Origin of the sequence: Sphingomonas sp. SUN019 (assembly GCF_024758705.1) — a bacterium.
Lineage (GTDB): Bacteria > Pseudomonadota > Alphaproteobacteria > Sphingomonadales > Sphingomonadaceae > Sphingomonas.
On sequence record NZ_CP096971.1, the window covers coordinates 1490308 to 1507012 of the forward strand.

The window sequence follows — 16705 nt, forward strand, 5'->3', positions numbered from 1 at the left end:
CCCGCGGCAAAGCGTCTGGATGCAGACGTTTCATCACCGCACCGCACTGATCACCGGCGCCGCCTCGGGCATCGGGCTGGCGACCGCACAGCATTTCGCGGCGCAGGGAGCGAAGCGGCTGATCCTGGCCGATGCGGACGCCGACGCGCTCGCGCGGATCGACCTTCCCTGCACGATCGACCTGTTGCCGGGCGACGTGCGCGATGAAGCCTATTGGGACGCCGCCGCGCCGCGGCTCGCGGGGATCGACGCGGCGGTGGTCAATGCGGGCGTCGCGGGCGCGGGCGCGATCCCCGATCTGGCGTTCGAGGAGTGGCGACGCATCCTGTCGGTCAATCTCGACGGCGCATTCCTGACCCTGCGCGCCGCGATGCGCGCGATGCAAAGCGGCGCGATCGTCGTGGTCGCGTCGGCCGCGGGGATCAAACCCGAACCAGGCGTCGCGGCGTACGGCGCGTCGAAGGCCGCGGCGATCCAGCTGGCGAAGATCGCCGCTAAGGAAGCCGCGCCGCACATCCGCGTCAACGCGATCGCGCCCGCCGGGGTCGAGACGCCGGTATGGGACGCCGTGCCGATGTTCGCGGACCGCGCCGCCGCGATCGGCCGCGACGCAGCCTTCGCCGAACTCGCCGCGATGGCCACCCCGATGGGCCGCTATGCGAAGGCGGAGGAAATCGCCCAGCAGATCGCCTTCCTGCTGTCCGACGCCGCGGCGACGATCACCGGCAGCGTGCTGGTCAGCGATGGGGGTTATACGCTTTAGCCTGATCGGCTCACGCCGATGAGGCGGTGCCAGCCCGCTCCCCCTCCCGGCCTCCCACACGGTATCCTGCTGGGAGGTCGGGAGGGGCATCCCCGCAAAGTATTACTTTGCGGGGGCCCCGAGGGGGAGCGGGCTGGCACCGCATGAAATTCGCTCTTTCGCGAATTTTCAAACGTATCTCACCACAACACGCCCTTCACCGGCACCACCGGTTCGGGCGCATCGTCCCCGATCGACTGGAGCAGGTCGATTTCGATCGTCCGGCACATCGCGGTCAGCGGCACGTCGTGGACGGTGTTGGAAAACGGATCGACCAGATCCTCGCCGATCTGCAGCACCGCCAGGAACATCAGCCCCGCGATCGTCGAGCCGAGCGGCGTCGCAAAGCCCAGCGTCTCGACCAGCCCGATCGGCAGCAACACGCAGAACAGATGCGTGAAGAACGTCGGGAAGAAGCGGTACTGGTTCGGCAGCGGCGTGTTCTTCAGCCGCTCCATCCCGCCCTGCGCGTTCGCGATATCGACCAGGGTCGATTCCATCCGCGCCTGCAAGATCGTGTCGATCCAGCCGCGTCGCCGCGCATCGTCGATCCGCCGCCCCGCGCCGTCGAGCAGGCCATTGGCGATATTGCTCCGCTTCAGCGCCGGTTCCGCCTCCCCGCCCGACAGGAAGCGCAGCACTTCCTCCTGCACCGGCTGTCGGCGCAACTGGCAGCGTAGCGCGTTCACATAAGCGATCTGCCGCAGCACGATCGACCGCCGCAGGTCGCGCATCTCGTCACCCGGCAGGAAATTGCGCACCTCGCGCGAAAGGCTGCGCGAGGCGTTGATCATCGCGCCCCACAGCACGCGTCCTTCCCACCAGCGCTGATAGGCCGACGTGTCGCGAAAACCGAGGAACAGCGCCAGCGCCGAACCGAATAATGTCAGCGGCAGTGACGGCGCCTTGAACGGCAGCACGAAGTAGGTGACCGTGACCGCGACATCCCACACGAACAGGATCGCCAGCGGCTTCCACACCTCGCGGATGATCTGGCTGAGGCGTGGCGACGAACCGACGATCATGCCGAATTTCCTCCGACCAGCGCGCGATCCCTTAGCCCGCGCCACACGCGTAGCGCCTGCACGCTTTCGGCGACGTCGTGGACGCGCAGCAACTGCACTCCGGCCTCCGCTCCCTTCAGCGCCAGCGCGATCGATCCGCCGAGCCGGTCGGCGGCGGGGGCTTCGTTCGACAGCGCGCCGATCAGCCGCTTGCGGCTCGCGCCCAGCATGATCGGGCAGCCAAGCCCGTGGAACAGCGGCAACGCGTTCAGCAGCGCGAGATTGTCGTTCAGCGACTTGCCGAAACCGATGCCCGGATCGACGATGATCCGCTTGGCGTCGACCCCGCCCGCGACGACCGCGTCGACCCGCGCCTCGAGCCAGTCGAGCACCTCGATCGCCACGTCGCGATACCCGATTCCGCCATGCGGGCCGCTCGCCGGATCGGGCGAGTGCATCAGGATCACCGGGCAATCCGCATCCGCCACCACCGCCAACGCGCGCGCATCCCACAACAGCGCGGACACGTCGTTGACGATGGCCGCCCCGGCGGCGAGCGCCCGCTCCATCACCAGCGCTTTTCGGGTATCGATCGACACCAGCGCGCCGCCCGCCGCCAGCCGTTCGACGACGGGCGCGACGCGCTTCGCCTCATCCTCTTCCCAGACGAGCGGCGCGCCGGGCCGCGTCGATTCGCCCCCGACATCGATCAGCGCCGCCCCCGCCGCCGCCATATCCGCCCCCGCGCCTGCGGCGGCGGCGGGGTCGTCATAATGCGCGCCGCCATCGGAGAAACTGTCGGGCGTGACGTTGAGGATACCGGCCACCTGCGGCTGATCGAACCGCAGGGTGCGCCCGCCGAGCGTCAACGGCGGACGCGGGGCCGTGATGCGGGTGTGGAGCGCCTCGGCGCGGTCGCCAAGAGAAGCGACATCGGCGACCGACACCGTCCGCCGCTGGTTGTCTTCAATGACCTCATAAGCCGCAAACCACTGCATCCCCCCGGCGAGCCGCGCGACCGCGCCGTCGGGGAGGGTCATCGGCGTATCGACGAACTGCGTGGGACGGAGGTGGAGGGTCATTCGTATTCCACCTTACACACAAAACCACCGTCATCCCCGCGAAGGCGGGGATCCATAGTCGCCGGACTAGCGGTTCTATCGCAGGACGTCGTGATTATGGATCCCCGCCTTCGCGGGGATGACGGATTTGGAATGAGCGAGGCCCCTCGTTCTACGGCTGCGTCGCCAGCAGATACGTCTGCCGCAGACTGTCGATCGGCGTCAGCGCCCCCGCCGCCTCGTGGTGCCAGAAGCTCCACCCGTTGCACGCGGGCGCGCCCTGCAGCGTCGCGCCCAGTTTGTGGATCGATCCGGTCGCCCCGCACAGGCTGAGCAACGAGCCATCCGCCCGCACCGTCGCGCGGAACCGGCGCTTCGCATCGGTCAGCACCGCGCCCGGCATCAGATAGCCGTTCTCGACCAGCACCCCGAACGCGACCTTCGGCTGCGAGCGCGGCGACTGCATCGTCGCCAGCGCGCTTTCGTCAAGCGGCAAAGCGGCGGCGATCCGCTCCTTGGCGGCATCGATATAATTACCTTCGCGCTCGATCCCGATCCAGCGCCGCCCGAGCCGCTTCGCCACCGCGCCGGTCGTGCCCGTGCCGAAGAACGGATCGAGCACCACGTCGCCCGGCTTCGTGCAGGCCAGCAGGATGCGGTAGATCAGCGCCTCGGGCTTCTGCGTCGGATGGACCTTGTGGCCGTCCTTCTTCAACCGTTCCTGCCCGCCGCAGATCGGGAATTCCCAGTCGCTGCGCATCTGCAGTTCGTCGTTCAGCGTCTTCATGCTGCGATAGTTGAAGGTGTATTTCGCCTTCTCGCCGGTCGACGCCCAGATCAGCGTCTCATGCGCGTTGGTGAAGCGCGTGCCGCGGAAATTCGGCATCGGGTTAGCTTTCCGCCAGATGATGTCGTTCAGGATCCAGTATCCCAGATCCTGAATCGCCGAGCCGACCTTGAAGATGTTGTGATAGCTGCCGATCACCCAGAGCGTGCCGTCGTCCTTAAGGATGCGCCGCGCCTCGGCCAGCCACGCGCGGGTGAATTTGTCATAAACCGCCAAGCTGTCGAACTTGTCCCAATCGTCGGTCACCGCATCGACATGGCTGCCGTCCGGCCGGTTGAGGTCGCCGCCGAGCTGAAGGTTATATGGCGGATCGGCGAAGATCATGTCGACCGACTTCGCGGGCAATGCGCGCATCGCTGCGATGCAATCGCCCTGCAGGATCTGGTCGAGCGGGAGCGCGGGCGGAGACTCCACCACCCTCGCGCGCCGCGGCGCGATTTTCTCGATAACCCCCATGCAGTCCCCCGTGTTGTCATCCGAAAATGCGGACAGGGCGGAATCCGTCAAGCAAACATTGGTTAACGGCTTCGGTTACGAAACGGTTAACGCGGCGGAACATTCCGCGGCCCCGCCCAGATGTTGAGTCCCGCTCAGCGGCGTGACTCAACCGGTGGTGGTGTGGCGCGAAAGACTCACAATTGCAGAACCAGTTGGGCGACCGGCGCGAAGCTGCGCCGGTGCAGCGGCGTCGGCCCATATTCGCGCAGCGCGCGCAGATGATCGGGCGCGCCATAGCCCTTGTTCGAATGCCAGCCGTACTCGGGATGCGCCTCCGCTGCGGCGATCATGATCGTGTCGCGCGTGTGCTTCGCGACGATCGATGCGGCGGCGATCGAGCGGCATACCACATCCCCTCCGACGATCGCGGTCGCGGCGAAGCCCCAGCGCGGCAGGCGGTTGCCGTCGACCAGCACGTGCCCCGGCGCGCAGCCTAAAGCCTCCACCGCCAGCGTCATCGCCTTCATCGTCGCCCAGAAGATGTTGAGCGTATCGATCTCCCCCGGCTCGACGATCCCGACGCCGACCTGCGCGCAATCGGTGATCCGCGCGCACAGCCGCGCGCGTTCGGCGGCAGGTAATTTCTTCGAATCGTCGATCCCTCGCGGATGTCCCCGCGCAGGCAATATCACCGCCGCCGCGACCACCGGCCCGGCCAGCGGCCCCCGCCCCGCCTCGTCCACGCCAGCCACCGGCGCGAGATACAGGCGTTCGTGTTTCAGTCCGGGCATCGAAGACGCCATGGCGGGAAGCGGCGATTCTCGCCAGCGGTGTAGAGACAGAGCGCGTTGCCCGCAGGATCGAACAACCGCGCCTCGCGCCAGCCCCACGATTGATCGACCGGGTCGTCGACCGTGATCCCGGCGGCGCGCGCGGCCAAGACCGCGCGGTCCAAGTCGCCGCATTCGAGGAACACGACGGGCCGCCCCCCAATCTCTTCCGCCGTCTCGATCGACAGTGTTGTCCCACCTGCGCTTTCGAACCGTGCATAACGCCCCTCGCTGTCGACGATCGGCATCAGGCCGAGCGCACGGTAAAAGGCGAACGATGCGGCGTGGTCGGTCGCAGGCAAAGTGATCTGGTTGAGCGTCGCGCCGCCAAGGTTGCAATCAAGCCGCACTTCCTGATGCCCCATCGGCCCATGCCCCCCGCCCAGCCCCGGCGCTTCGTGCAGCGCCATCCGCACGAACAATCGCGCACGATCGATCGCGGCCCGCAAAGCAAGGCCGCGCCCTAGCCCCTCCGCAATCGCGCTGGCGAGCGTGCAGCCTGTACCGTGCGTATGCGGCGTATCGATGCGCGGCGACGACCAGCGTGTCTCGACACCATCGGCGGCGATCAGGCGGTCCTCGATCAACTCGCCGACGCCGTGCCCGCCTTTGACCAGCAACGCCGCGCCGGTGGCGCGAACCGCATCTTCGCCGCCCAACGCCGCAAGTTCGGGTAGGTTTGGCGCAATAACGGTGGCAAGCGCGATCAGGCGACCGAACGCCGCGATCGTGTCGGCGTCGGCGAGCACCGAACCCGACGTCGCCACCATGACGGGATCGAAGACGATCGGCACATCCAATCCCTCCAGCACATCCGCCACCGCATGCGCGGTCGCGGCGGATCCGATCATGCCGATCTTCACCGCATCGACGCCGATGTCGTCGATGCACGATCGCATCTGCGCGACGACCATGTCGGTCGGTACCGGATGCACCGTCTGAACACCCAGCGTATTCTGCGCCGTAATCGCGGTGATGGCGGTCATCGCGTGGCCGCCCAGCATCGTGACGGTCTTGATGTCGGCCTGGATGCCCGCGCCGCCGCCGGAATCCGATCCGGCGACAATCAGGATGCGCCCCACTTTTCTCTTGGGCGTCACCGCTTGAAGTGTCGCGTCGTCGACGCCGGATGCCGCTTCAGCGCATCCCCCACCCGTGCCGGTCGATCGAGCAATTCGCCGCCGCAGTTCGGGCAATGGTCATCCAGCGCATCGGCGCAATCCGCGCAGAACGTGCATTCGAACGAACAGATGAACGCGCCCGCATCATCGGCGGGCAGATCGACGCCGCAGCGTTCGCAGTCGGGGCGCATGTCCAGCATGATCGTTGTTTAGGGCACGCGCAGCCGTGATGAAAGCGGACAGGCGGGACTCGACAGCCGCGCGCCCGCATCGGACAGAGGGGCAACCACGAAAGAGAGGATGCGGATGCCCCATTACGGCGATCTCCAGAACCAGATCTACGGCGCGGGCCTGTCGGGCGTCGTGCCGACGATCCCGGTCGATTTCGCCACGCTGGAGGCGCGCGCCTGCGCCGCGCTGCCGCCGGGCACGCTCAGCTACGTGCAGGGCGGGTGCGGCGACGAACATACCCAGCGCCGCAACGCCGCCGCCTTTTCGGACTGGGGGATGGTGCCGCGGATGATGGTCGATTGCCGCCAGCGCGATTTGTCGATCGAACTGTTCGGGATGAAGCTGCCGACCCCGATCTTCATGGCCCCGATCGGCGTGACGGGAATGTGTACGCAGGACCAGCACGGCGACCTGGCCGCCGCGCGTGCGTCCGCCGTGACCGGCGTGCCGCTGTGCGCCTCGACGCTGTCGAACGATCCGCTGGAGGATGTGTATTCGGCATGCGGCGATACCCCGGCGTTCTTCCAGCTCTATACGCCGAAGGACAAGGCGCTGGCCGAGAGCCTGGTCGGGCGCGCCGAGGCGGCGGGCTATAAGGCGATCGTCGTGACGCTCGACACCTGGGTCACCGGCTGGCGGCCGCGCGACCTGAACACCGCCAATTTCCCGCAACTGCGCGGGCATGTGCTGACCAATTATTTCGTCGATCCGGTGTTTCGCAAGATGCTGGCCAAGCCACCATCGGAAGACCTCGCCGCCGCGATCGGCACGTGGGGCGCGACGTTCGGCAAGGTGCTGACGTGGGACGACATGGCGTGGCTGAAATCGATTACGAAGCTGCCGATCGTGCTAAAGGGCATCTGCCACGGCGACGATGCGCGGCGCGCGGTGGATCACGGCGCGGATGCGATTTATTGTTCGAACCACGGGGGGCGGCAGGCGAACGGCGGAATCGCCGCGATCGACATGCTGCCGGACGTCGTCGCGAGCGCGGGCGACGTGCCGGTGCTGTTCGACAGCGGAATCCGGTCTGGCACGGATGTCGTAAAGGCGCTGGCGATCGGCGCACGCGCGGTCGGCATCGGGCGGCCGTACAGCTACGGCCTCGCGTTGGGCGGCGCGGAGGGCGCGGCGCATGTCCTTCGCTGCATCCTGGCGGAGGCGGATTTGCTGATGGCGGTCAACGGCTATCCCAGCGTCGCCGCGGTGCGCGCGGCGGGGGCCGTGCGCCAAAGATAAATCCTCCCCTGCAAGGGGAGGTGGCGCGCAGCGCCGGAGGGGTATCGCGCTGTCGAGAGGGTGACACCCCTCCGTCAGGCTTCGCCTGCCACCTCCCCGTGCAGGGGAGGATTTCTACGGATCGATCACCAGCCGGTAACCGACGCCCAGTTCGTTCGTCAGCACCACCGGTTGCGAGGGGTCTTCCTCCAGTTTCTGCCGCAGGTTGCGCATCACGATGCGGAGGTATTCGACGTGGCGGTCGTGGACGTCGGGCCATCCGGCCTCGAGCATCTTGGGATGAGTCACGACGCGGCCGCCTGCCCGGACGAGCACCGCCAGCACCGCGAATTCCTTGCGCGTCAGCCGCACGTCCTCGCCGCCGCGCGTCACGCGCCGTTCGACCAGATCGAACGTCAGCGCACCCGCTTTCACGACCGCCTCGCCCGACGACGGCGCAACCGCGTGGCGCAATGCAGTGCGCACCCGCGCCAGCAGTTCTTCGGTATCGAACGGCTTGGTCACATAGTCGTCCGCACCGAGATCGAGCGCGGCGACCTTGTCCTCGGTATCCTCGCGCGCCGACACGACCAGCACCGCCGCCTCGCCCGACCGCTTCAGCAGCGTGACCAGTTCCAGCCCGTCGCGATCGGGCAGGCCGAGATCGAGCAGGATCACCGCGGGCCGCTCGGCCGCGGCGACGTCCAGCGCCTCGCGCGCGTTCGTCGCCTCGACCACCTCATACCCGACCCGCGTCAACGCGCTGCGCAACAGCCGCCGGATCGCCACTTCGTCGTCGACCACCAGCACGCGGTGCCCGCTCATGCCTCCTCCTCGCGCTCACGCACCAGCAACGCATCGGGAAAGATCAGGCTCAGCCGCGCGCCCTGCACGTCGCTCCGGTTCGCCGCCGCCACGCTCAATCCCATCGCCTCCGCAAATCCCTTCACGATCGCCAGCCCAAGCCCCGTCCCGCCCGCCGTGCGATCCGACCCGCGCAACCGCCGGAACGTGTCGAACACCGCGCCGCCGCCTTCTGCGGGCAAGCCCGGCCCTTCGTCGAGCACCGCCAGATCGATGCCATTGCTGGTCCGCGCCCCGCGGATCGTGACCGGCGTGCCCGGATCGCCGTAGCGCCCGGCATTGTCGAGCAGGTTGAGCAGGCAATGATGGAATAGCTGCGCGTCGACGCGCACCAGCGGCAGGTTCGGTGGCACCTCCAGCGTCACCGGATGTCCGCCCAGCGCGACGCGCGCGTCATGCACCGCCGCGCCGATCGCGTCGGTCAGATCGATCGCCTCCACGTTCAGCCGGATCGCCCCCGCCTCGACCCGCGCCATGTCGAGTAAATTCGCGACGAACCGGTCGAGCCGCAACGCCTCCTGCGCGACGGTGTCGACCAGTTCGGGCGCGGGGGCGCGGCGCCATTCCGCCGTGGCCGCGAGGATCGCCGTCAACGGCGTGCGCAGATCGTGGCCGACCGACGACAGCAACGCCGCACGCAGCCGGTCACGCTCGCGCACCGCATCCACATCGCGCATCTCCTCCGCCAGCCGCAGGCGTTCCAGCGCCAACGATGCCTGGTCAATCAGCCCCATCAGCAGCGGCAACTGGTCCGCGCGCAGCGGGTCGCCGCCCTCCTCGCGCGCGATCCCCAGCACGGCAATCGGCTTCCCCTCGGCCCCCAGCGGGCGGAACTGCCAGTCGGACGCGGTCAGCGTCGCGGTGTCGCGACCGGCGGGCTGGCCGGTGTCCTGCACCCATTGCGCCGCCGCCAGCTCGATCGGCTCCATCCGCACGTCGGCGTCGCGCGCGGCAAGCACGGTCAGGCCGGTCGCGCCCGCCTCCAGCAGCACGGTGCGCACGGCGAAGGTCCGCCCGATCTCCCCGCAGATCACCCCCGCCGCCTCCACCCGGTCGTCGATCGGCACCAGCCGCCGCAGGAAGCCCGCGAGCGCCGCATTCGATCGCGCGCTCGACGCCGCCAGATCGGCCTGCGCGCGCACTCGCGAGGTCAACTGGCTGGTCGCGATCGCCACGCCCAGCAGCACGAACACCGACACGACATTCTCGGGATTGTTGATCGAGAATGTCCCCACCGGCGGCAGGAAGAAAAAATTGTACGCCAGGCTGGACGCAAGACCTGCGAACAATCCGGTGCGCAGGCCGAACAGGCTCGCGCCGACCATCACCGGCAGCAGATAGAGCAAGGCGACGTTGCCGAGGTCGAGCAAATGCGACAGCGCGCTTCCGCCCGCCGTGACGCCCGCGACCATCGCCAGCGTCCACAGATAGCCCGACCGGCTGCCCCATTCGACGGCGGACTTGCGTCGCCGGACCGGAGCGCGCGCAGGCGCATCGAACGGCAGGACGTGGACCGCGACGCCCGGCGTCTCGCGCACCAGCCGGTCGACGACCGATCCGTGGCGCAGCTCGAACCAGCGCGAGCGCACCGATTTCCCGACGATCAGCTGCGTCACGCGCGCTTCCAGCGTATGGGTTTTCAGCCCTTCGAGCACCGACACCGCGGGGACGGTCGCAACCTCGCCGCCAAGCTGCGTCGCCAGATTCATCACCGTCGCGATCCGCGCGTGATCCTCCGCCCCCAGCGCGCGCGAGCGGGGCGTTTCGACATGCACCGCGGTCCACGGGCTGCGCTGCGCGTCCGCCATGCGCTTGGCGGCGCGCACCAGCCCGTCCGCGCCGGGCAGCTCGCTGACCGCCACCGCGATCCGCTCGGCCCCCGCCCACGTGCCCCCCAGCCCACCCGCGCGCAGTTCGTCGAGCATCCGCGCATCGACCGCCTGCGCTGCCCGCCTCAGCGCCAGTTCGCGCAATGCCGACAGGTTCGATTTGGAGAAGAAATGCGCCAGCGCGCGCGTCGCCTCCTCGGGCAGATAGACCTTGCCGTCCTTCAGCCGCTCGATCAACTCGTCGGGCGGGATGTCGACGACCTCGATTTCGGCCATCTCCAGCACATGATCGGGCACCGTTTCGCGGACGCGGACGCGGGTGAAGCTGGCGACGACGTCGTTCAGGCTCTCGATGTGCTGGATGTTGACGGTGGAGAAGACGTCGATCCCCGCCGCGAGCAGTTCCTCGACGTCCTGCCAGCGTTTCGGGTGACGGCTGCCCGGCGCGTTGGTATGCGCGAGTTCGTCGACCAGGGCGAGCGCGGGCGCGCGTTCCAGCAGCGCATCGATGTCCATTTCGCCCAGCGCATGGCCGCGGTGCTCGATCTGGACGCGCGGGATCGTCTCCAGCCCGACGGTCAGCGCGGCGGTCTCGGCGCGGCCGTGCGTCTCGACCACACCGACCACCACGTCGATCCCGGCACGGCGGCGCGCCGAGCCTTCGGAGAGCATTTCGTAGGTCTTGCCGACGCCGGGCGCGGCGCCGAGGAATATCTTCAGCCGCCCGCGACCTTCCTGCGCGGCGGCGCGCAGAAAGGCCTCGGGCGATGGTCGGTCGCGGTCGCTCAACCCTTACTCAGTCGATCGAGCGCGCGGTTGAGTTCGAACACGTTGACGCGCGGTTCGCCGAGGATGCCGAACAGCGGCGTTTCGACCGACTGCTCGACCAGCGCGCGGACGCGCGCCTCGGGCAATCCGCGGACGCGGGCGACGCGGGCGGCCTGCACCAATGCGGCGGCGGGCGACAGATCGGGATCGAGGCCGGAGCCGGACGCGGTGGCGAGGTCGGCGGGGAGCGGCCCGGTCACACCTTCGGCGCGACGCTTTTCGACATCGGGCTTCACGCGGTCGGTCAGCGCCTGGCTCGCGGGGCCGAGGTTGGAGCCCGACGAGGCAAGCCCGTCATAGCCCTTGCCCGCGGCCGACGGCCGGGTCTGGAAGTAGCGGTCCGAGACGAACGCCTGCCCGATGACGGTCGACCCGATCACGCGGTCGCCGTCGCGCACCAGACTGCCATTCGCTGCGCCGGGAAAGATCGCCTGTCCGATACCGGTCATGGCCAGCGGATAGCCGATCCCGAGCAGGAGTGCGAACAGGATCGTCATGACGATCGCGGGGCGCACGGCGGAGGTGAAGTCGGAGCTCATCGTCAGTTTCCTTCCACCCCGGCGAACGCCGGGGCCCGGTTGGGTTGCAGTCGCGACTGGCGGGCTGTCGCCCGATGGGACGGTGCGACTGGGCCCCGGCCTTCGCCGGGGAGGTGCTTAAGCGAGATCATGCCAACCCTACTCCGGACACCAGCAGGTCGATGATCTTGATCCCCACGAACGGCGCCACCAGCCCGCCCAGCCCGTAGATTCCGAGGTTGCGAGCCAGCAAAGGCCCCGCCCCCATCGGCCGGTACGTCACGCCCTTCAGCGCCAGCGGCACCAGCGCCGGGATGATCAGCGCGTTGAAGATGATCGCGCTCAGGATCGCCGATTGCGGCGTCGCCAGACCCATCACGTTCAGCACGCCGAGACCCGGATACAGCGCGACGAAGATCGCCGGGATGATCGCGAAATACTTCGCCACGTCGTTCGCGACCGAGAAGGTCGTCAGCGCGCCGCGGGTCATCAGCAATTGCTTGCCGAGCCCCACCACCTCGATCAGCTTGGTCGGATCGCTGTCGAGGTCGACCATGTTGCCCGCCTCGCGCGCGGCCTGCGTGCCGGTGTTCATCGCGACGCCGACGTCCGCCTGCGCCAGCGCGGGCGCATCGTTGGTGCCGTCGCCGCACATCGCGACCAGCTTGCCGCCCTGCTGCTCCTTGCGGATCAGCTCCAGCTTGTCCTCGGGCGTCGCCTGCGCGAGGAAATCGTCGACCCCCGCCTCGGCCGCGATCGCCGCGGCGGTCAGCGGGTTGTCGCCGGTGATCATCACCGTCCGGATGCCCATCGCGCGGAGTTCGCCGAAGCGTTCGCGGATGCCCGCCTTCACCACGTCCTTCAGGAAGATCGCGCCGAGTAACCGGCCGTCCTTCGCCACCGCCAGCGGGGTGCCGCCGGCGCGTGCGATCTCGTCGGTGATGCGGCGCAGTTCGGTCGCCGCGGCGGTTTCGCCGACGCCGGGATTGGCGCGCAGGATCGAATCGACCGCGCCCTTCTGGACCAAAGAACCGCCGATCTGCACGCCCGAGATGCGGGTCTGCGCGGTGAACGGGATCACTTCCGCGCCGTCGGGCAATGCCGCGGTGGTGACGCCGAACTTCTCGCGCGCCAGCACGACGATCGATCGGCCCTCGGGCGTTTCGTCGGCGAGACTGGCGAGCAACGCCGCCTCGGCCAGTTCGCTGTCGCTCGATCCGGCGACGTGGCGGAATTCGCTCGCCTGCCGGTCGCCGATTGTGATCGTCCCGGTCTTGTCGAGCAGCAGCACGTCGATATCGCCCGCCGCCTCCACCGCGCGACCGGACTTGGCGAGCACGTTGAAACGCACCAGCCGGTCCATCCCCGCGATACCGATCGCCGACAGCAACGCCGCGATCGTCGTCGGGATCAGCGTGATGAGCAACGCCGCCAGCATCGCCACGGGCACGTCACCCCCGGCATAGGTCGCGAAACCGGGGATCGTGCCGACCGCGATCAGGAAGATGATCGTCAGGCCGACGAGCAGGATCGTCAGCGCGACCTCGTTCGGGGTCTTCTGCCGTTCCGCGCCTTCGACGAGCGCGATCATGCGGTCGAGGAAGCCCTGGCCCGGCTCCACCGTCACGCGGACCTTGATCTGGTCGGAGATGACGCGCGTGCCCGCGGTCACCGCAGATCGATCGCCACCCGCTTCACGGATCACAGGCGCGCTCTCGCCGGTGATCGCGGCTTCGTTTACGCTGGCGACGCCCTCGATCACCTCGCCGTCGGACGGGATCAGGTCGCCCGTTTCGACCAGAACGACGTCGCCGACCGACAGGCGGCTGGCGGGGGCCAGCTCCCACGTGTCGCCGACCCCGGTCAGCAGCTTCGCGCGCAACTCGGCTTTGGTGCCGCGCAGGCTTGCCGCCTGCGCCTTGCCGCGGCCCTCGGCAATCGCCTCGGCGAAGGTGCCGAACAGCACCGTCAGCCACAGCCATACGACCAGTTGCAGCTGGAAGCCGACGGTCAGCGTCGGGCTGCCGATGCCGAGCAGGATCGTCATCAGCAATGCGACGCAAGCGGTGACGAACATCACCGGATTTCGGATCAGCTGCCGGGGCGAAAGTTTACGGAAGGCGTCACTGATCGCAGGCAGGATCAGATCGGCGGTAAAGAGCGACGCGGTCGCTGTGCGGGCCATGTCCAGGCGCTCCGATTTACGAAAGTTGGCCGCTGATCATCGCAAGATGATCGGCGATGGGTCCGAGCGCGAGGCTCGGCAGGAAGGTCAGGCCGCCCAGGATCAGGACGATGCCGACAAGCAGCCCGACCCACAGTCCGCCCGTCGTCGGGAACGACCCGGCACTGGGTGGCGTGTACTTCTTCGCGGCGAGCGAACCGGCGATCGCCAACATCGGTACGATGATGAAGAAGCGCCCGACCCACATCGCGATACCCAGCAGCGAATTGTAATACGGCGTGTTGGCGGTCAGACCCGCAAAGGCCGACCCGTTGTTCCCGACCGCGCTGGTGAAGGCGTACAGGATCTCGCTGAACCCGTGCGGCCCTTTGTTGAGCGGCCCCGCCAGCCCGGCGGGCAGCACCGCGCTGATCGCGGAGAAGCCGAGGATGATGAGCGGCAGGACGGCGATCGCCAGCACCGCAAGCTTCACCTCGCGGCTCTCGATCTTCTTGCCGACATATTCCGGGGTGCGCCCGACCATCAGCCCGGCGACGAACACCGCCAGGATCGCGAACAGCAGGAAGCCGTAGATGCCAGCGCCGACGCCGCCGATGACGACTTCGCCCAACTGAATGTTGAACAGCGGGATCATGCCGCCCAGTGCGGTGAAGCTGTCGTGCATCGCATTCACCGCGCCGCACGATGCGGCGGTGGTGACCACCGAGAACAGCGCCGATGCGGCTATGCCGAAGCGGACTTCCTTGCCCTCCATATTGCCCCCGGCGACGCCGAGATTGTGGAGGATCGGGTTGCCTGCAGCTTCCTGCCAATAGGTCACGGTCACGCCCGCGACGAACAGGATGATCATCGCCGAGAGGATCGCCCAGCCCTGCCGCGTGTTGCCGACCGCCTTGCCGAAGGTCCACGTCAGGGCAAAGCCGATCGTGAAGATCGACAGCATCTGGATCAGGTTCGTCAGCGCGGTCGGGTTCTCGAACGGATGCGCAGAGTTCGCGTTGAAGAAGCCGCCACCGTTGGTGCCGAGCATCTTGATCGCTTCCTGGCTCGCGACCGGCCCGAGCAGGATCGACTGCTTCATGCCTTCCAGCGTGTTGACGTCGATCGCCCCCGCCATCGTCTGCGGCACGCCGCTGGCGATCAGGAAGATCGTGTAGATCACGCACACCGGCAGCAGCAGATACAAGGTGATGCGCGTCGCATCGGCCCAGAAATTGCCGATCGCTTTCGCCTCACGCCGCGCAAAGCCGCGGAACAGTGCGAAGGCCAGCGCAATGCCGGTCGCCGCCGACATGAAATTGTGGATCGTCAGGCCGAGCATCTGGCTGAGGTTCGACATCGTCGATTCCCCGCCATAGCTCTGCCAGTTGGTGTTGGTGGTGAAGCTGACCGCGGTGTTGAACGCCAGATGATCGGGCACGCCCGCCAGCCCCTGCGGATTGCCCGGCAACACGCCCTGCAACCGCAGCACCGCATAGGTGAACAGCAGCAGCACGACGTTGAACAGCAGCATGTGAACCGCATACCGCCGCCAGCTCTGCTCGGCGTTCGGATCGATCCCCGCCAGTTTGTAGAAGCCGCGTTCGACCGGCCCAAGGACGACATGGAGCGGCGTTCGCCGCCCCTCATAGAGTGCGAACAGCCACGTCCCCACCGGCTTCGTCAGCGCCAGCAAGATGGCGACGAAGCCGAGGATCAGGATCCAGCCCTGGATGGTCATCGAATGCGTCTTTCTAGAAACGCTCGGGGCGGATCAGCACCACCACGAGATAGGCGAGAAGGCCGAAAGCGGTCAGCGCCGCGAGCCACATGTCGAAGGTCATGATTTCATTCCCTCAAGCGTTGTCGCACAATCGGACGTAGGCGAGCGTCAGGGCGAACAGCCCGAGGATCACGCCGATCCAGAGAATATCCTGCATGGTTCCGGTTCCCTGTTCAGACGATGATTCAGAAGGCAGCGGTCAGCGACGCGACCACCGCGCCGTTGGCGATCGACCCGACGCCGTCCTGCCCCTTGGAAAAGCTGGGCTGGATGCGCGCCGCGTCGCGCGCGCTGATGTCGGTGTCGACATAGGACACGTTCACCGTCAGATTCTTGTACGTGGCGTCGACGCCCAGCGACCAATCGGCGTATTTGCCGGTCGGCGCGACGCTGGTGGCGTTGGGGCCGAGCCCCGGATTGCCGTCCGAATAGCCGATATGCGCCTTGGCGGTCAGCGGCGTCCCCGCGATCGCCAGCGCGCCGTCGCCCGAAACGTAGAGGTTGTCCTCCTTGTCGCCCGGATCGTTATAGATGCCGGCGGCGGCATCGGCCCCGGTGAAATACCAATTGCCCAGCGCCTGCTGCGCGGGGGCATAGGCCACGCCCGCGGTCAGCGTCAGCGGACCCGTGGTGCCGGTCAGCTTGATATAGGGTTCGGCGAAATCGGTTTTGTCCGCGCCGCCGGGATACATGTACCAGACCAGGCCGACGTCGAGCGTGGCGTTGTCGGCCAACTTCGCCTTGTACCCGCCGATCAGGTCCAGTTCCATGTTCGCGCCGCCGAACGTGCCCCAACCCGACAGGTTCGATCCCCACACGCCCGCGTACAGGCCGCTTTCGTGGGTCAGCGTGATGCCGCCCTGGATCGCCATTTCCTTGTCGGACTGCGACACGCCGCGGAACCGGTAGTCGGACGCGATCGCGACCGATCCGGTAACGGTTACGGGCGAGGGCGGCGCGGTGTCCTGTGCATAAGCGGGAGCGGAAACGGCGACCATGCCCGACAGGGCGGTCGCGAGAACGACGGACTTCATGGGGAATCCTCAAACGGTGAGGATGGCCGATTAGGCGTGTTTCGCGTTTCGCTTCGAGAGCGAACGCGCCCGATCCGCATAGCATTTGCATAGTGTAATTCCTCCCCGGCACGGGGAGGAATGAAAGGCGTCA

At 67.6% G+C, this 16705-nt stretch carries 15 protein-coding genes; 2 read left to right on the plus strand and 13 right to left on the minus strand.

Features of this window, described 5'->3' with window-relative positions; all coding sequences use genetic code 11:
* Window positions 1-19: 19 nt before the first annotated feature.
* Complete coding sequence (locus M0208_RS07270; protein WP_258891053.1) at window positions 20-763, plus strand: SDR family NAD(P)-dependent oxidoreductase; 744 nt, start codon at window positions 20-22, stop codon at window positions 761-763.
* Between the two features lie 179 nt (window positions 764-942).
* Here the strand turns inward: M0208_RS07270 and M0208_RS07275 are convergent, their stop codons facing one another.
* The 6 genes from M0208_RS07275 to M0208_RS07300 form a co-directional block, all read right to left on the minus strand.
* Entirely contained in the window at window positions 943-1827 is an 885-nt protein-coding gene (locus tag M0208_RS07275) for a bestrophin family protein (protein WP_258891054.1), read from the minus strand.
* Window positions 1824-2888: a dihydropteroate synthase gene (folP, locus tag M0208_RS07280; RefSeq protein ID WP_258891055.1), complete on the minus strand. Its 1065-nt coding sequence runs from the start codon at window positions 2886-2888 to the stop codon at window positions 1824-1826. The genes M0208_RS07275 and folP overlap by 4 nt, the downstream gene beginning before the upstream one ends.
* Window positions 2889-3039: 151 nt before the next feature.
* Window positions 3040-4170 (minus strand): site-specific DNA-methyltransferase, encoded by a 1131-nt coding sequence (locus tag M0208_RS07285; protein ID WP_309546988.1) that lies wholly within the window; start codon window positions 4168-4170, stop codon window positions 3040-3042.
* 176 nt (window positions 4171-4346) lie between these two features.
* Window positions 4347-4943, minus strand: a complete 597-nt coding sequence (locus tag M0208_RS07290) for a ribonuclease HII (protein WP_258891056.1) — start codon at window positions 4941-4943, stop codon at window positions 4347-4349.
* Window positions 4931-6082: a bifunctional hydroxymethylpyrimidine kinase/phosphomethylpyrimidine kinase gene (thiD, locus tag M0208_RS07295; RefSeq protein ID WP_258891057.1), complete on the minus strand. Its 1152-nt coding sequence runs from the start codon at window positions 6080-6082 to the stop codon at window positions 4931-4933. Before thiD ends, M0208_RS07290 begins: the two co-directional genes overlap by 13 nt.
* Window positions 6079-6303 carry a DUF1272 domain-containing protein gene (locus M0208_RS07300; RefSeq protein ID WP_258891058.1) on the minus strand — a complete coding sequence of 75 codons (225 nt, stop codon included), beginning with the start codon at window positions 6301-6303 and terminating at the stop codon, window positions 6079-6081. Before M0208_RS07300 ends, thiD begins: the two co-directional genes overlap by 4 nt.
* Before the next feature lie 100 nt (window positions 6304-6403).
* On the opposite strand from M0208_RS07300, the gene M0208_RS07305 reads away from it, so the two are divergent.
* Entirely contained in the window at window positions 6404-7573 is a 1170-nt protein-coding gene (locus tag M0208_RS07305) for an alpha-hydroxy-acid oxidizing protein (RefSeq protein ID WP_258891059.1), read from the plus strand.
* Window positions 7574-7687: 114 nt separating this feature from the next.
* Here M0208_RS07305 and M0208_RS07310 read toward each other — a convergent pair whose 3' ends face one another.
* From M0208_RS07310 to M0208_RS07340, 7 genes are all read right to left on the minus strand, one after another.
* A complete protein-coding gene (locus M0208_RS07310) occupies window positions 7688-8377 on the minus strand; it encodes a response regulator (RefSeq protein WP_258891060.1) in 690 nt (229 codons plus the stop codon).
* Window positions 8374-11034 carry a sensor histidine kinase KdpD gene (locus M0208_RS07315; protein WP_258891061.1) on the minus strand — a complete coding sequence of 887 codons (2661 nt, stop codon included), beginning with the start codon at window positions 11032-11034 and terminating at the stop codon, window positions 8374-8376. The genes M0208_RS07310 and M0208_RS07315 overlap by 4 nt, the downstream gene beginning before the upstream one ends.
* Window positions 11031-11612, minus strand: a complete 582-nt coding sequence (gene kdpC / locus M0208_RS07320) for a potassium-transporting ATPase subunit KdpC (RefSeq protein WP_258891062.1) — start codon at window positions 11610-11612, stop codon at window positions 11031-11033. Before kdpC ends, M0208_RS07315 begins: the two co-directional genes overlap by 4 nt.
* Before the next feature lie 127 nt (window positions 11613-11739).
* A complete protein-coding gene (gene kdpB, locus M0208_RS07325) occupies window positions 11740-13776 on the minus strand; it encodes a potassium-transporting ATPase subunit KdpB (RefSeq protein ID WP_258891063.1) in 2037 nt (678 codons plus the stop codon).
* A 16-nt stretch (window positions 13777-13792) separates the two neighbouring features.
* Window positions 13793-15496 carry a potassium-transporting ATPase subunit KdpA gene (kdpA, locus tag M0208_RS07330; protein WP_258891064.1) on the minus strand — a complete coding sequence of 568 codons (1704 nt, stop codon included), beginning with the start codon at window positions 15494-15496 and terminating at the stop codon, window positions 13793-13795.
* Between the two features lie 13 nt (window positions 15497-15509).
* Complete coding sequence (gene kdpF, locus M0208_RS07335; RefSeq protein ID WP_258891065.1) at window positions 15510-15599, minus strand: K(+)-transporting ATPase subunit F; 90 nt, start codon at window positions 15597-15599, stop codon at window positions 15510-15512.
* 124 nt (window positions 15600-15723) lie between these two features.
* Window positions 15724-16572, minus strand: a complete 849-nt coding sequence (locus M0208_RS07340) for a TorF family putative porin (protein ID WP_258891066.1) — start codon at window positions 16570-16572, stop codon at window positions 15724-15726.
* Window positions 16573-16705: the final 133 nt, after the last annotated feature.

Excerpts from the sequence above, each read along its gene's own strand:
- kdpC (WP_258891062.1), bottom strand. The coding sequence starts at position 11,612 with ATGAGCTCCGACTTCACCTCCGCCGTGCGCCCCGCGATCGTCATGACG.
- folP (WP_258891055.1), bottom strand. The coding sequence starts at position 2,888 with ATGACCCTCCACCTCCGTCCCACGCAGTTCGTCGATACGCCGATGACC.
- kdpF (WP_258891065.1), bottom strand. The coding sequence starts at position 15,599 with ATGACCTTCGACATGTGGCTCGCGGCGCTGACCGCTTTCGGCCTTCTC.
- M0208_RS07290 (WP_258891056.1), bottom strand. The coding sequence starts at position 4,943 with ATGCCCGGACTGAAACACGAACGCCTGTATCTCGCGCCGGTGGCTGGC.
- M0208_RS07270 (WP_258891053.1), top strand. The coding sequence starts at position 20 with ATGCAGACGTTTCATCACCGCACCGCACTGATCACCGGCGCCGCCTCG.
- M0208_RS07275 (WP_258891054.1), bottom strand. The coding sequence starts at position 1,827 with ATGATCGTCGGTTCGTCGCCACGCCTCAGCCAGATCATCCGCGAGGTG.
- kdpB (WP_258891063.1), bottom strand. The coding sequence starts at position 13,776 with ATGGCCCGCACAGCGACCGCGTCGCTCTTTACCGCCGATCTGATCCTG.
- M0208_RS07285 (WP_309546988.1), bottom strand. The coding sequence starts at position 4,170 with ATGGGGGTTATCGAGAAAATCGCGCCGCGGCGCGCGAGGGTGGTGGAG.
- M0208_RS07300 (WP_258891058.1), bottom strand. The coding sequence starts at position 6,303 with ATGCTGGACATGCGCCCCGACTGCGAACGCTGCGGCGTCGATCTGCCC.
- M0208_RS07340 (WP_258891066.1), bottom strand. The coding sequence starts at position 16,572 with ATGAAGTCCGTCGTTCTCGCGACCGCCCTGTCGGGCATGGTCGCCGTT.
- kdpA (WP_258891064.1), bottom strand. The coding sequence starts at position 15,496 with ATGACCATCCAGGGCTGGATCCTGATCCTCGGCTTCGTCGCCATCTTG.
- M0208_RS07310 (WP_258891060.1), bottom strand. The coding sequence starts at position 8,377 with ATGAGCGGGCACCGCGTGCTGGTGGTCGACGACGAAGTGGCGATCCGG.
- M0208_RS07305 (WP_258891059.1), top strand. The coding sequence starts at position 6,404 with ATGCGGATGCCCCATTACGGCGATCTCCAGAACCAGATCTACGGCGCG.